This window comes from Ruegeria sp. D6 (genome assembly GCF_056534365.1).
In genome coordinates, this window is the sequence record NZ_JBQFPH010000001.1 from 1,298,167 (window position 1) to 1,311,243 (window position 13,077).

Below are 13,077 nucleotides of genomic sequence, written 5' to 3' on the forward strand. Positions count from 1 at the left end.
GGTGCCTAATGACACCCGGCTGTGGCGATCAGTTACCGCCGCGCTGCTGTTGCAGTGTCGATTGCACAAGATCATAAAGATCCTGCGCAGGTAGACCCTGAGCGGTCATGTCTTCGATCCACTTCGCGCGAATCGGATCAGCGGCTTTGGCGCGAAACTCCTCAAGCACGGCATCGTCAATCTCGACCTTTTCAACGCCTTTCTCTGCCAGCACACCATCCCACTTTTCAAGCAGTCCACCGTAGTTGGCCAGATAGTGATCGATAGCCTCATCAATCGAGCTGTCCAGCGCTTCGCGATGTTCGGCTGGCAGCGCTTCATAAGCGTCGATATTCACCACCACCGGACAGTTTACCGTTCCAGGATTCAGATTGGCCGTCCACCAGTCAGCTTCGTTGATCGTCCCGAATGACAAATGCGCATGCTGAGCGAAGGCCACGGTATCGACCACGCCGGATTCCATCGCATTGTAGGCTTCGGTCGCAGGCACGGACGTAGGTACGCCACCAACCGCCTCAAATGCTTGCCCCAAACCGCCAGTTGCGCGTACGCGCATACCGTCGAACTCGGCAAGCTCATCACGGGGGTCACCGGTACCGACAAGGTTATATTGAGGCATCGGTGAAGTCATGATGATGCGCGCGTTCCACTGCGCCATCTCGTCCTTGACTGCTGGATGATCATAGACTGCGTGGCTGACGGCCACCTCTTCATCCAATGTGTTTACGCCAAGGAAGGGCAGTTCCAAAACGGTGATCGCGCGGTTCTTATCGCGGTGATAGCCGGCACAGAACTGCGCCATCTCGAACGCGCCGATCTCGATTCCATCCAGGTTTTCCTTGGGCTTCGATAATCCGCCATAGCTAACATTGATGGTGAAATCGCCGCCGGTTTTTTCGTTCACCAGTTCAGCCAGTTTCTCAACATGCTCGGTAAATGCGCGGCGCTTACCCCAGACCGAGGCATTCCATTCGGTCGCGGCTGCTTCGGTGACAAACGCCACACTCAGGGCGGCAAAAGCCGCACCGCTCAACATCTTTTTCATAGTGGTATCTCCCTTAGTTGCGCCCCCTATCGGGATGCTTGATTGTGAAGCTAGCGCCAAGTCTAGAAGCTGCCAACCCCTGCGAGGAGAAGTGGTGTTATCGCCACCAGACTTCGAGATTAAAGTGAAGCTATCGGCCAAAGCCCCAGACACATGCCAATGAGCGCTGATGTCATTACAGCTATCTTATTGTTTTAAAATATATTTCATGCATAATTTCAGAGTTGTTTACAATATTAGTGCCGGAAATGAAATTTCTTTACAAAGAAATCCAAGGATTATGGCAATTTATTTATTTCTTTTCTGATCCCCGTATTATTCAACTTGGGGAGGAACCGGATCGACATTGCCTGATCGGCTGGCAAAATCGATCCCATGTAATCCAGTCCAGAGGGAGGAGCCTCAAAGATGACTACCGCTGCCCAGGCAGATGCCAAGACATATCCGCCATCCGCAGAAACTGTCGCCCGTGCGCATGTCGACGCCGACAAATACGCAGATATGTACGCTGCGTCGATCAACAACCCCGAAGCATTCTGGGATGAGCAAGGCAAGCGCGTTGACTGGATCAAGCCTTATACTCAGGTCAAAGACGTCAGCTATGATTTTGGTTCGGTTGGTATCAACTGGTATGCGGACGGCACGCTAAACGTCTCGGCCAACTGTCTTGACCGTCATTTGAATACGCGCGGCGATCAGACAGCGATCATCTGGGAACCGGATGATCCAAACGACGAAGCTCAGCACATTACCTACGCCGAATTGCACCGTCGCACCTGTCGCATGGCCAATATTCTCGAGTCGATGGGCGTGCGCAAAGGTGACCGCGTTGTGATTTATCTGCCGATGATCCCTGAAGCAGCCTATGCGATGCTGGCTTGTGCACGGATCGGAGCAATCCATTCGATTGTATTTGCTGGGTTTTCACCCGATGCGTTGGCAGCCCGAGTCAACGGATGTGATGCCAAGGTCGTCATCACCGCCGATGAGGCACCACGTGGTGGCCGAAAGACTCCGCTGAAGTCCAACGCAGACGCGGCCCTGCTGCACTGCAAAGACAGCGTGAAATGTCTGGTGGTCAAACGCACCGCTGGGCAGACCACTTGGATCGATGGCCGCGACTATGATTACAACGAAATGGCGCTTGAAGCGGATGACTATTGCGCACCCGCTGAGATGAATGCCGAAGATCCGCTGTTCATTCTCTATACTTCCGGTTCGACTGGTCAGCCCAAAGGTGTCGTCCATACGACCGGCGGTTATCTGGTCTATGCCGCGATGACGCATGAGATCACATTCGACTACCATGAAGGCGACGTCTACTGGTGCACCGCCGATGTCGGCTGGGTCACCGGTCACAGCTATATCGTCTACGGACCACTGGCCAACGGCGCGACCACACTGATGTTCGAAGGCGTGCCGACCTATCCGGATGCATCACGCTTCTGGCAGGTGTGCGAAAAGCACAAGGTGAACCAGTTCTACACCGCTCCGACGGCAATTCGCGCTCTGATGGGTCAGGGTACCGAGTTCGTCGAGAAATGCGACCTGAGCGATCTCCGGACGCTGGGCACAGTCGGCGAGCCGATCAACCCGGAAGCCTGGAACTGGTACAATGAAGTTGTTGGCAAAGGTAAATGCCCGATTGTTGACACCTGGTGGCAGACCGAAACCGGCGGTCACCTGATGACCCCCCTGCCCGGTGCGCACGCGATGAAGCCCGGCTCGGCGATGAAACCGTTCTTCGGCATCCAGCCGGTGGTTCTGGACCCGCAATCCGGTGTTGAGATCGAGGGAAATGGCGTTGAGGGTGTTCTGTGCATCAAAGACAGCTGGCCCGGTCAGATGCGCACCGTCTGGGGCGATCATGAGCGGTTCGAGAAGACCTATTTCTCGGACTACAAAGGCTACTACTTCACCGGCGATGGCTGCCGTCGCGATGAGGATGGCGATTACTGGATCACTGGCCGCGTCGATGATGTAATCAACGTCTCCGGCCACCGGATGGGCACGGCCGAGGTGGAAAGCGCGCTGGTCGCCCATGCCGCCGTCGCCGAGGCCGCTGTGGTTGGTTACCCCCATGAAATCAAAGGGCAAGGCATCTATTGCTATGTCACTTTGATGAATGACCGCGAGCCGTCGGATGAGCTGCTGAAAGAGCTGCGCACCTGGGTCCGGACCGAGATCGGCCCGATTGCCTCGCCTGATGTGATCCAGTGGGCCCCCGGCCTGCCCAAGACTCGCTCGGGCAAGATCATGCGCCGAATTCTGCGCAAGATTGCCGAGAACGACTTTGGTTCGCTTGGCGATACGTCGACCCTGGCCGATCCGTCAGTGGTCGAAGACCTGATCGAAAACCGGGCAAACAAGTGAGGATGTGATGGACGCTGCCACGACCATATCCCCCGCTGTTCTGATCCTTCTCGGCCCTCCGGGCGCCGGGAAGGGTACGCAGGCTCGTATGCTTGAAGAGAAGTTCGGGCTTGTACAACTCAGCACCGGTGATCTGCTGCGCGACGCGGTCGCCGCAGGTACCGAGGCTGGTAATGCTGCCAAAGCGGTCATGGAGGCGGGCGATCTTGTTAGCGACGGCATCGTCATCGCGATCCTTCGCGACCGCATGGCGGAACCGGACTGCGCCAAGGGCGTCATACTGGATGGTTTCCCCCGGACCACAGTCCAGGCCGAGGCGCTTGATGGTCTGCTCGCGTCTTCAGATCAGAAGATCAACGCGGCCATCAGCCTTGAAGTTGAAGACGCCGAGATGGTGACGCGGATTTCGGGTCGCTACACCTGCGCTGGATGCGGTGAGGGCTATCACGACACGTACAAGCAGCCCGTCGAAGACGGCAAATGCGACAAGTGCGGTCACACAGAATTCAAACGCCGCGCCGACGACAATGCCGAGACGGTCGCGTCGCGTCTGGCGGCCTATCACGCGCAGACCGCACCGCTGATTGACTACTATCAAGCCCAAGGTGTGCTGAAAGGCATCGATGCCATGGGTCAGATCGACGACATCGCGCAAGACCTTCAAGGGATTGTCGGCGAGGTCATGAAATAAGGGGAGGAGATAAGCCCTAGGGCTTTGATCCTAAATCAGAATACTTCAATGGACCCGCCTTGGCGGACCAGAGAAGTTATGCCTGACGTCACGGGGCGTTTGGCACAACCGAGAAGCGGCCCACCGCACTGGAGGAGTTGGGCAATGGGCCGCCAATGAGGGAAGCGAAGGAGGAACCCGCGATGGCGGATCATTCAACAAACTCCGCGCAGACTGCCGAAGCCGACAAGGGCTATTGGCAGGCCAACCTGCGCCTCATCTACATTAGCCTCGCGATTTGGGCGCTGGTGTCGTTTGGATTCGGCATTCTGCTGCGTCCGCTGCTGTCCGGCATCGCCGTTGGCGGTACAGATCTGGGCTTTTGGTTCGCTCAGCAAGGATCGATCCTGGTCTTTCTGGTGCTGATCTTCAACTACGCCTGGCGCATGAACAAGCTCGACGCTGAGCACGGCGTGGACGAGGAGTAATCGGCATGGATCAGTTTACCATCAACCTGCTGTTTGTGGGCGCGTCGTTTGCGCTTTACATCGGCATCGCGATCTGGGCCCGTGCGGGTTCCACATCGGAATTCTATGCCGCCGGTCGCGGCGTTCACCCGGTCACCAACGGTATGGCGACAGCGGCGGACTGGATGTCTGCGGCCTCGTTCATCTCGATGGCGGGCCTGATTGCCTTTACCGGCTACGACAACTCGACCTTCCTGATGGGTTGGACCGGTGGCTACGTGCTGCTGGCCCTGCTGCTTGCGCCCTACCTGCGTAAGTTCGGCAAGTTCACCGTGTCGGAATTCATCGGCGATCGTTTCTACAGCCAGACCGCACGTATCGTGGCGGTTATCTGTCTGATCGTTGCGTCGGTGACCTACGTGATCGGTCAGATGACCGGTGTTGGCGTGGCCTTTGGCCGCTTCCTCGAAGTGTCCAACACTACAGGTCTGCTGATCGGCGCCGGCGTTGTGTTTGCCTACGCAGTGTTTGGTGGGATGAAGGGCGTGACCTACACTCAGGTCGCTCAGTACTGCGTGCTGATCACCGCTTATACCATCCCGGCCATCTTTATCTCGCTGCAGCTGACCGGCACGCCTGTTCCGGCGCTGGGTCTGTTTGGTGACACCGCCAGCGGTGAACCCCTGCTGACCAAGCTGGACGCCATCGTGACCGAGCTGGGCTTCAACGACTACACGGCCCACCACTCGAACACGCTGAACATGGTGCTGTTCACCTTGTCGCTGATGATCGGTACAGCTGGTCTGCCGCACGTCATCATGCGCTTCTTCACCGTTCCCAAAGTGTCTGACGCACGTTGGTCGGCAGGCTGGGCGCTGGTCTTCATCGCTCTGCTGTACCTGACGGCTCCTGCTGTTGGTGCAATGGCGCGCCTGAACATCACCGACATGATGTGGCCCAATGGTGGCATCGAAGGTGGCGCTGTTTCGGTCGAAGAAATCGACAACGATCCGCGTTATGACTGGATGGCCACGTGGCAGAAAACCGGTCTGCTGGATTGGGAAGACAAGAACGGCGACGGCAAAATCCAGTACTACAACGACAAGTCGGAAGCCATGACCGCGATCGCGGAAGAAAAGGGCTGGGTTGGTAACGAACTGACCAAGTTCAACCGCGACATCCTGGTTCTGGCCAATCCTGAGATTGCCAACTTGCCAGGTTGGGTGATTGGTCTGGTCGCTGCTGGTGGTCTTGCGGCTGCTCTGTCAACCGCTGCGGGCCTGCTGCTGGCGATCTCGTCGGCTGTGTCCCATGACCTTGTCAAAGGTGCAATCAACCCGTCGATCTCTGAAAAGGGTGAACTTCTGGCGGCACGGATTGCCATGGCTGTAGCCATCGTCGTTGCAACCTATCTGGGTCTCAACCCTCCGGGCTTTGCGGCACAAACCGTGGCCTTGGCCTTTGGTCTGGCAGCAGCCTCGATCTTCCCGGCGCTGATGATGGGGATCTTCTCGACCCGCATCAACAACACCGGCGCGGTTGCAGGTATGCTGGCTGGTCTGACTGTAACCCTGGTCTACATCTTCCTGCATAAGGGCTGGCTGTTCATTCCGGGCACCAACTCGTTCACCGATGCTGATCCGCTTCTGGGTCCGATCAAGTCGACCTCGTTCGGCGCCATCGGTGCGATGATCAACTTCGGCGTTGCCTACGTCGTTGCCGGTATGACCAAAGAGACTCCGCAGGAGATCAAAGATATGGTCGAAAGCATTCGCATTCCCCGTGGTGCGGGCGCAGCTCAGGATCACTGAGTGTGATGCGGTCGGCGGCTCTTGTCTTCGATCGCATCTTTCGACTTACTGTTCCCGCCCGGCACACCACCGGGCGGGATTTTTTATTCGGAACTCCGGAGAGCGTAAATGCCCCTGTCCCATGACGAAATCACCCGGTTTCTGAAGTCTGTACACCCCTATGACTCGTTGCCCCATGATGCTTTGGACGATCTGGCCAAGCAGATCGAAGTGCGCGAAGTCGATGCCGATGGCAGCATTTACCAGCTGGGCAACGCTCTGCCCGGCGTCTTTGTGATCTATGAAGGACAGGTAGAAATTACCGATGAAAACGGCGCTGTCGTTTCGCATCTGGGATTGCGCAATTCTTTTGGTGAGCGCGGATTGCTGAAGGACGGCAAAGCCGCCACACATGCGCGCGCGCACACGCCGTCAGTGTTGATCGTGTTGCCGCCAGACCTTGTGAAAAACCTGATCGAAGGTCACGATGTGGTGTCCAAGTTCTTTAACCGTTCACGCGGTGGGCGGAGCGGACCGCAAAGCCTGGCTACCAGTGCAATTGACGTGCTGATGGCTCGTGACCCTGCCACCTGCCCGCCCGATACTCCGGTTCAAAACGCCGCGCAGATCATGCGCGACCGCCATATCTCATCGCTTTGCGTGACCGAAGGGGACAGATTGTTGGGTATCGCAACCCTCCGCGATATTTCCGGCAAATACGTCGCCGAGGCGATGCCCGCTGACACCGCGGTTTCGGCGATCATGACCGCCGATCCAATCATTCTTGCCCCGACAGATATCGGCTCGGACGTATTACACGTGATGATGGAACGTGGCATCGGTCATATTCCAATTTCCGAGGCCGGTAAGCTGGTCGGAATCGTAACCCAAACCGATCTCACCCGCTATCAGGCGGTCAATTCTGCCGAGTTGGTAGGACGAATTGCCCGCGCCGACAGCCCGCAAGAGATGGCTCAAGTCACCGCTGAGATACCACAACTGCTGGTCCAACTCGTAGCGGGCGGCAACCGGCACGAGATCGTTACACGGCTGATCACCGACATCGCAGACACTGCGACGCGGCGGTTGCTGGCACTGGCTGAGGCTGAACTGGGTGCGCCGCCAGTGCCCTACTTGTGGCTTGCTTGCGGCTCGCAAGGACGGCAGGAACAGACCGGAGTTTCTGATCAGGACAATTGCCTGATGCTAGATGACAGTGTGGCGGTCGGTGATATGGCCTACTTCGCTGCGCTGGCCAAATTCGTCTCAGACGGGCTGGATACCTGCGGTTATTTCTATTGCCCCGGTGACATGATGGCGACCAACCCTCGCTGGTGCCAGCCCGTGCGTGTCTGGCGCGAGTATTTCAATGGCTGGATTGCCAAACCCAACCCTGAGGCGCAAATGCTGGCCTCGGTGATGTTTGACCTGCGGCCCATCGGAGGGTCCTTCGATCTGTTCACCGACCTGCAGGCCGATACGCTGGCGGCAGCCAATGCGAATTCGATCTTTGTCGCGCATATGATTTCGAACTCACTGAAACACACGCCTCCTCTGGGCCTGCTGCGTGGATTCGCCACCATACGTTCGGGTGAGCATCGCAATACGCTCGACCTCAAGCATAATGGCGTGGTGCCTGTCGTGGATCTGGCACGCATCTACAGCCTGCAGGGACAATTAACCGAAGCGAACACCCGCGCCCGTCTTAGCGCCGCCGAGGCTGCGGGTGTGCTCAGCGCGTCCGGCGCACGCGATTTACTGGACGCATATGACCTGATCGCTGAGACCCGATTGGAACATCAAGTGCGTCTGGTCAAATCCGGGGATGCACCGGACAATTACCTGCCACCCGCTGAATTGTCGGACTTTGAGCGAAGTCATCTCCGCGATGCCTTTGTCGTGGTAAAAACCATGCAATCAGCGGTTGGCCATGGCAAAGGAATGCTGGGTTAAGAAACTGGAAATGAACGGAGAAATCACATGTTTCTGGAACTGATCGGCACGATTTTTGCAGGCTTTGCCTTTGCGGGTGTCGTGATGGTGGTGAACAAGCTGACCGGGGGCCGCTTGCCCAAATGGGCCGCGCCGGTTGCGGCAGGTGCGGGGATGATCGGTATGACGATTACCAGCGAGTATTCTTGGTATGACCGTACGCGCGACCAACTGCCCGACAGCCTCACCATCGTGCAGGAGGTGGAAAGCCGCGCCTTTTATCGCCCTTGGACGTACGCCGTGCCCTTTGTCGACCGCTTTGCTGCGATCGACGCCACATCGGTACGCACCAATGCCAATTTGCCGGACGAGCGTCTGGTCGATCTTTACTTTTTTGGTCGCTGGGCACCGGTCTCGAAGATGCCGGTCGCCGTAAACTGCGCCGAAAACAGCCGCGCCAACCTGGCAGACGGGGCCGAATTCGCCGATGACGGACGTTTGCTGAATGCCAGCTGGATCAAGATCGACGCTGAAGATCCGGTAATCGAGGCAACCTGCGGGGTCTGACTATGTTGAACCATCTGAGCCTGCGCCTGAGGGTGTTCCTGTTCTTCCTATTACTTGCGGCAGGAGGGCTGATCATCAGCACCCTGGCTTTGTGGGTCGGTTATCAGAGGGCAAGTGATCCCGCCCTTATGGATGCGTTCATCTTCGCAGAGATACTGATCGCGTTTGGAATGTTGGCGCTAGTTGCCGGAGTCTGGCTTCTTTTTGATGACAACGTTGCAAAACCGATCGAGCGGCTCTCGGCCCAACTCCGGGCGCGCGCGCACGCCGGGGTCAGCACGGATTTGGACCTTCAGGCGGCGCGCTATTTGGGCGATCTGGCCCCCGCCGCCGCTGGACTGGCCGAACAACTGGCTGCCAACGCCATGACCACGGCTGAGGCCGTGGCTGCGGAAACGGCCCATCTGGCCTCAGAAAAACAACGTCTAACGGCGCTGCTGACCGAGATTCCGGTTGCAATGCTTTTAGCCGGACCGAAGCATCAGATCGTTCTATATGACGCGCAGGCGGCTGAGGTTTTGGCACAGATCGCACATCCCCGGCTAAACGCCTCGCTGTTTGACTACCTCGAAGCAACCGGTCTGACGGATTCCTATGCGAAACTGATAAAAACCGGGAAAGACGTCCATTGCACGCTGACCAGTGTTGATGGGCGGCAATCCTATTCAGCCCGTATGAAACCATTGGGCGATGCCCCTGGTTACATGCTGGTTTTCGATGACAGTGCTGCGCAGATCGACCCCGACGCGGCCCGCCCGCTGGTTTACGATTTCGAACTTCTCGACACACCCGGCGATGACGCGTTTGAAGATAGACCTCTTTTGGACCTCTGCTTCGTGGTCTTTGACACCGAAACCACGGGCCTGCTCCCGCATAAGGATGAGATCGTACAGATCGGTGCGGTGCGCGTCGTAAAGGGTAAGATCGTCGAAGGCGAACGGCTTGATACCCTGGTCGATCCCGGCATCCCGATCCCCCCAGCTTCAACCAAAGTGCATAAGGTTAGCGACCGGATGGTTCAGGGTGCGCCTGATATTGCCGAGGCCGGTCGCAGCTTTCACCAATTTGCCCGGGATGCCGTCATTGTTGCCCACAATGCACCATTCGACATGGCTTTCCTGCGCCGCCATGCCGAGCGTATGGGGGTGGAATGGAGCCACCCCATTCTGGACACGGTCCTGCTGTCGGCGGTGCTGTTCGGGGCAAGCGAAACGCATACGCTGGACGCGGTCTGCGAGCGGTTAGGCATAACCATCCCGGAAGCCTTGCGTCACACGGCCTTGGGTGATGCCGTGGCGACCGCCGAAGTGTTGGTTCGGATGCTGCCGATGCTTACGGCCCGTAATTTGGTGACCTTTGGCGACGTCATCACCGAGACTCGCAAACACGGACGGTTGCTTGAAGACCTGAACTGACCAGAAATTCCTAAAATCACCGCAGCTTTCCGTGGACAATCCCGGCGTCGCGTGGCACCTGAGACAGGCCCATGTACGAGCGCGCGATGATGGAAAAAACTTTCATTCCCAGCCCCGAGCAAAGCCTTGCCTTTCGCGAGGCCCTGGGCTGTTTCGGCACCGGCGTCACCGTTGTGACCACAAATACCTCCGAGGGCCCCGCAGCAATAACGGTGAACTCATTTGCGTCTGTATCGCTGGACCCGCCGCTGGTCCTGTGGTGTCTTGATCGGGATTCGAACCGGTACGACGCGTTCCACAACTGCGAACACTACGCGATCCACGTTATGGCGCAGGACCAGCACGACCAAGCATTGCAATTCGCGCGAAACGGGTTCGATTTTTCTCATGCGGATTGGCAGGAGGATGACGCGGGGCGCCCCCGACTTGCGGAATGCCTCGCCCGCTTCGATTGCCGCCTGTCGGCCCGTCATGAGGCAGGTGACCACCTGATCCTTGTTGGTCATGTTGAACAGGTCATGCATCGCCCAGGTCAGGGGCTGATCTTCAAGCGCGGACAATTCGGCGGCTTCGCCGATCTGATCTAATCGTCCAGCGAGCCGTGGACGGCCAACGCTTCAAGTTGCGTCTCTTGCGGGGTGATCACGCGGAATGCCTCGTGCACCCCTGCCCCCGTCAGCTCTCGGGCGACGGTCAGCAATGTGTTCGGGGCATGATCTTCGCACAGCTCGGACATATGTGAGATTTCGGCCTGCGCCACTTCTAACGCGGCTTCAACCGAAGGCGCGCCGTAGAATTGCACGAAATGCTCGGCCAGATATTGCGTGATCTGGTTAATCTCGGCCTGCTCGACCTGTGTAACGGCAACAAATGTAACGCGCCCGAAGGTTTCAAGCCCCAGCCATCCATTGGCAAAGGCCTGACGCGCCTTGCCTTCCAGATCAGCCTCACTCCAGTTCGAAAACTCGAATCCGCCCGAGATGCACCATTCACCGGTTCTTGCGGGTGAATGAAACACGTTCATATCGCTTTCATCAAAATGGATAGCACGGGCGAGTTTCATCTGGCGGTCTCCAATAATTCTGTCAGCGGGTGTAAATGTGTGTCCGCGCCGTCGCGGATCAGCATACCGAAGCGCTCATCGGTGCCCAGAAAGACACCCCCTTCTCCAATAGGTTCTCCGACACCGCGCAGTAGCCCCATCCACTCCGCGTGAAGCGGCGCGTTACCGTCCTCGTTCCAGCGGTTCAACCAGGTCAACATGTGACGCGACCAGCTCTCGACCAACTGCGTCGCAGAAACCTCGGCGCATCCTTCATCATAGAGCGAGGTAACATCCGGTGTTTCCCCCGGTGCATCGCTGGTTTGAAGCAAGGCCAGTTCCCAACCAACGATCAGCCAATCGGGAACCTCATCCACCTCGGCAGACGACGCTGCAACTTTTATTGTCCCACATTTTGCACCGTTTACACAGATCAGCCCATCCCAACCCAAGTGCACCGCGACCTCGGGTGGGGCCAGCGCGCCCAGCGCATTCTGGAACCCGACAGCACAAAGCGGCAGCATCGCCATAGCATCCCGCAACGGAACCTCGGGCGCGAATACTATCGCAACGCGCAGACGATCCGCCTGAATATTGTGGACCACAGTTCCCGCGTCACAGCCCAGCGCTGCCATCGCCTGGGCACGCTCGAACGGGTCTTCGCCAGCCTTGGCAGGTTGCCCTTTTAGCAATGGGGGAAAGACCGGCTGGGTCACGCTTTGCCCTTGGCAATCATGTCGCGGGCGATCTTGCGGAAGGCTTCGGCTTGCGGGCTGTCAGGTTTGCTGACCACGATGGGGGCACCCCCGTCGGCGGCAACTCGGATATCCAGATGCAGCGGAATTTCCCCTAGCAATGGCACGCCCAGCGCCTCGGCTTCTGAGGCAACACCGCCATGGCCAAAGACATGTTCTTCGTGTCCGCAATTCGAGCAAATATGCGTCGACATGTTTTCGATCATCCCAACAATGGGCGTCTTGAGCTGGTTGAACATATCGATCCCCTTGCGGGCGTCGATCAAAGCAACATCCTGTGGGGTTGAGACGACAATGGCTCCATCCACCTGAAACTTTTGGCTCAGCGTCAGTTGCACATCGCCAGTTCCGGGGGGCAGATCAACGATCAACACATCCAATGCGCCCCATTGCACCTGACTCATCATCTGCTGCAAGGCGCCCATCAGCATGGGGCCGCGCCAGACAACCGCCTGCCCTTCGTTGGTCATTAACCCCATCGACATCATGGTAACACCGTGATTGCGCAGCGGCAGGATCGTCTTGCCATCTGGGCTGGCCGGTCGCCCCGACACACCCAGCATCCGGGGTTGTGAAGGGCCATATACGTCTGCGTCCAACAGGCCTACGCGACGGCCTTCGGCGGCCAGCGCGCAGGCAAGGTTGGCCGACACTGTGGACTTGCCCACGCCACCCTTGCCCGACGCAACCGCGATGATCCGGTCCACACCGGGAACGGCCTGCGGTCCGGTTTGTGAGGGCTTTGGCTTGGGCTTCAAATCAGGCGGTGCCTTGTCCGAATGCGCGGTCAACATTGCCGAGACTTTTGAAACACCATCAACCATCTGCGCCGCCTGTTCGGCTGTGGCGCGAACGGGCTCCATCTTCTCGGCCTGTTTGGGATCGATCTCCAGCACAAACCGAACGGTATCGCCTTCAACATTCAATGCACGCACGATACCCGCGCTCACAATATCCTGACCAGAAACCGGATCGGTAATCTTCTTCAAGTTCGTTAGAACTGCATCACGGATGCTCATGC

The 13,077-nt window shown here is 57.8% G+C and carries 12 protein-coding genes; 8 read left to right on the forward strand and 4 right to left on the reverse strand.

The window, feature by feature from the left end; translation table 11 throughout:
* Positions 1–28: 28 nt before the first annotated feature.
* Complete coding sequence (locus ACR0A1_RS06450; protein ID WP_170405200.1) at positions 29–1,045, reverse strand: C4-dicarboxylate TRAP transporter substrate-binding protein; 1,017 nt, start codon at positions 1,043–1,045, stop codon at positions 29–31.
* A gap of 408 nt (positions 1,046–1,453) precedes the next feature.
* Between ACR0A1_RS06450 and acs the strand changes: the two genes are divergently transcribed.
* The 8 genes from acs to ACR0A1_RS06490 all read left to right on the forward strand — a co-directional run bounded on the left by acs (position 1,454) and on the right by ACR0A1_RS06490 (position 10,846).
* On the forward strand, positions 1,454–3,418 hold the full coding sequence (gene acs / locus ACR0A1_RS06455) for an acetate--CoA ligase (RefSeq protein WP_223118173.1): 1,965 nt from the start codon (positions 1,454–1,456) through the stop codon (positions 3,416–3,418).
* 7 nt (positions 3,419–3,425) lie between these two features.
* Positions 3,426–4,109 carry an adenylate kinase gene (locus ACR0A1_RS06460; RefSeq protein WP_170393348.1) on the forward strand — a complete coding sequence of 228 codons (684 nt, stop codon included), beginning with the start codon at positions 3,426–3,428 and terminating at the stop codon, positions 4,107–4,109.
* A gap of 182 nt (positions 4,110–4,291) precedes the next feature.
* The gene (locus tag ACR0A1_RS06465; RefSeq protein WP_010439512.1) at positions 4,292–4,576 is read left to right on the forward strand and encodes a DUF4212 domain-containing protein; all 285 of its coding nucleotides are present in this window, start codon (positions 4,292–4,294) and stop codon (positions 4,574–4,576) included.
* Between the two features lie 5 nt (positions 4,577–4,581).
* A complete protein-coding gene (locus tag ACR0A1_RS06470) occupies positions 4,582–6,366 on the forward strand; it encodes a sodium:solute symporter family protein (RefSeq protein WP_170393349.1) in 1,785 nt (594 codons plus the stop codon).
* Positions 6,367–6,474: 108 nt separating this feature from the next.
* Positions 6,475–8,298, forward strand: coding sequence for a DUF294 nucleotidyltransferase-like domain-containing protein (locus ACR0A1_RS06475; RefSeq protein WP_170393350.1), 1,824 nt, complete (start codon positions 6,475–6,477; stop codon positions 8,296–8,298).
* A 27-nt stretch (positions 8,299–8,325) separates the two neighbouring features.
* Positions 8,326–8,844 carry a hypothetical protein gene (locus ACR0A1_RS06480; RefSeq protein ID WP_170393351.1) on the forward strand — a complete coding sequence of 173 codons (519 nt, stop codon included), beginning with the start codon at positions 8,326–8,328 and terminating at the stop codon, positions 8,842–8,844.
* Between the two features lie 2 nt (positions 8,845–8,846).
* Positions 8,847–10,259, forward strand: a complete 1,413-nt coding sequence (locus ACR0A1_RS06485; RefSeq protein WP_170405188.1) for a 3'-5' exonuclease — start codon at positions 8,847–8,849, stop codon at positions 10,257–10,259.
* Positions 10,260–10,345: 86 nt separating this feature from the next.
* A complete protein-coding gene (locus tag ACR0A1_RS06490; protein ID WP_170393353.1) occupies positions 10,346–10,846 on the forward strand; it encodes a flavin reductase family protein in 501 nt (166 codons plus the stop codon).
* Here ACR0A1_RS06490 and ACR0A1_RS06495 read toward each other — a convergent pair.
* The 3 genes from ACR0A1_RS06495 to ACR0A1_RS06505 are packed head-to-tail and all read right to left on the reverse strand — an operon-like array spanning position 10,843 to position 13,075.
* Complete coding sequence (locus ACR0A1_RS06495) at positions 10,843–11,322, reverse strand: DUF6505 family protein (protein WP_170662265.1); 480 nt, start codon at positions 11,320–11,322, stop codon at positions 10,843–10,845. The genes ACR0A1_RS06490 and ACR0A1_RS06495 overlap by 4 nt on opposite strands.
* On the reverse strand, positions 11,319–12,017 hold the full coding sequence (locus ACR0A1_RS06500; protein ID WP_480866695.1) for a biotin/lipoate--protein ligase family protein: 699 nt from the start codon (positions 12,015–12,017) through the stop codon (positions 11,319–11,321). The genes ACR0A1_RS06495 and ACR0A1_RS06500 overlap by 4 nt, the downstream gene beginning before the upstream one ends.
* Complete coding sequence (locus ACR0A1_RS06505) at positions 12,014–13,075, reverse strand: Mrp/NBP35 family ATP-binding protein (protein WP_480866697.1); 1,062 nt, start codon at positions 13,073–13,075, stop codon at positions 12,014–12,016. The genes ACR0A1_RS06500 and ACR0A1_RS06505 overlap by 4 nt, the downstream gene beginning before the upstream one ends.
* Positions 13,076–13,077 lie beyond the last annotated feature (2 nt).

Bases quoted from the DNA above. Each gene is read 5' to 3' on its own strand.
- ACR0A1_RS06450 (WP_170405200.1), bottom strand. From the start codon at position 1,045: ATGAAAAAGATGTTGAGCGGTGCGGCTTTTGCCGCCCTGAGTGTGGCG.
- acs (WP_223118173.1), top strand. From the start codon at position 1,454: ATGACTACCGCTGCCCAGGCAGATGCCAAGACATATCCGCCATCCGCA.
- ACR0A1_RS06460 (WP_170393348.1), top strand. From the start codon at position 3,426: ATGGACGCTGCCACGACCATATCCCCCGCTGTTCTGATCCTTCTCGGC.
- ACR0A1_RS06465 (WP_010439512.1), top strand. From the start codon at position 4,292: ATGGCGGATCATTCAACAAACTCCGCGCAGACTGCCGAAGCCGACAAG.
- ACR0A1_RS06470 (WP_170393349.1), top strand. From the start codon at position 4,582: ATGGATCAGTTTACCATCAACCTGCTGTTTGTGGGCGCGTCGTTTGCG.
- ACR0A1_RS06475 (WP_170393350.1), top strand. From the start codon at position 6,475: ATGCCCCTGTCCCATGACGAAATCACCCGGTTTCTGAAGTCTGTACAC.
- ACR0A1_RS06480 (WP_170393351.1), top strand. From the start codon at position 8,326: ATGTTTCTGGAACTGATCGGCACGATTTTTGCAGGCTTTGCCTTTGCG.
- ACR0A1_RS06485 (WP_170405188.1), top strand. From the start codon at position 8,847: ATGTTGAACCATCTGAGCCTGCGCCTGAGGGTGTTCCTGTTCTTCCTA.
- ACR0A1_RS06490 (WP_170393353.1), top strand. From the start codon at position 10,346: ATGATGGAAAAAACTTTCATTCCCAGCCCCGAGCAAAGCCTTGCCTTT.
- ACR0A1_RS06495 (WP_170662265.1), bottom strand. From the start codon at position 11,322: ATGAAACTCGCCCGTGCTATCCATTTTGATGAAAGCGATATGAACGTG.
- ACR0A1_RS06505 (WP_480866697.1), bottom strand. From the start codon at position 13,075: ATGAGCATCCGTGATGCAGTTCTAACGAACTTGAAGAAGATTACCGAT.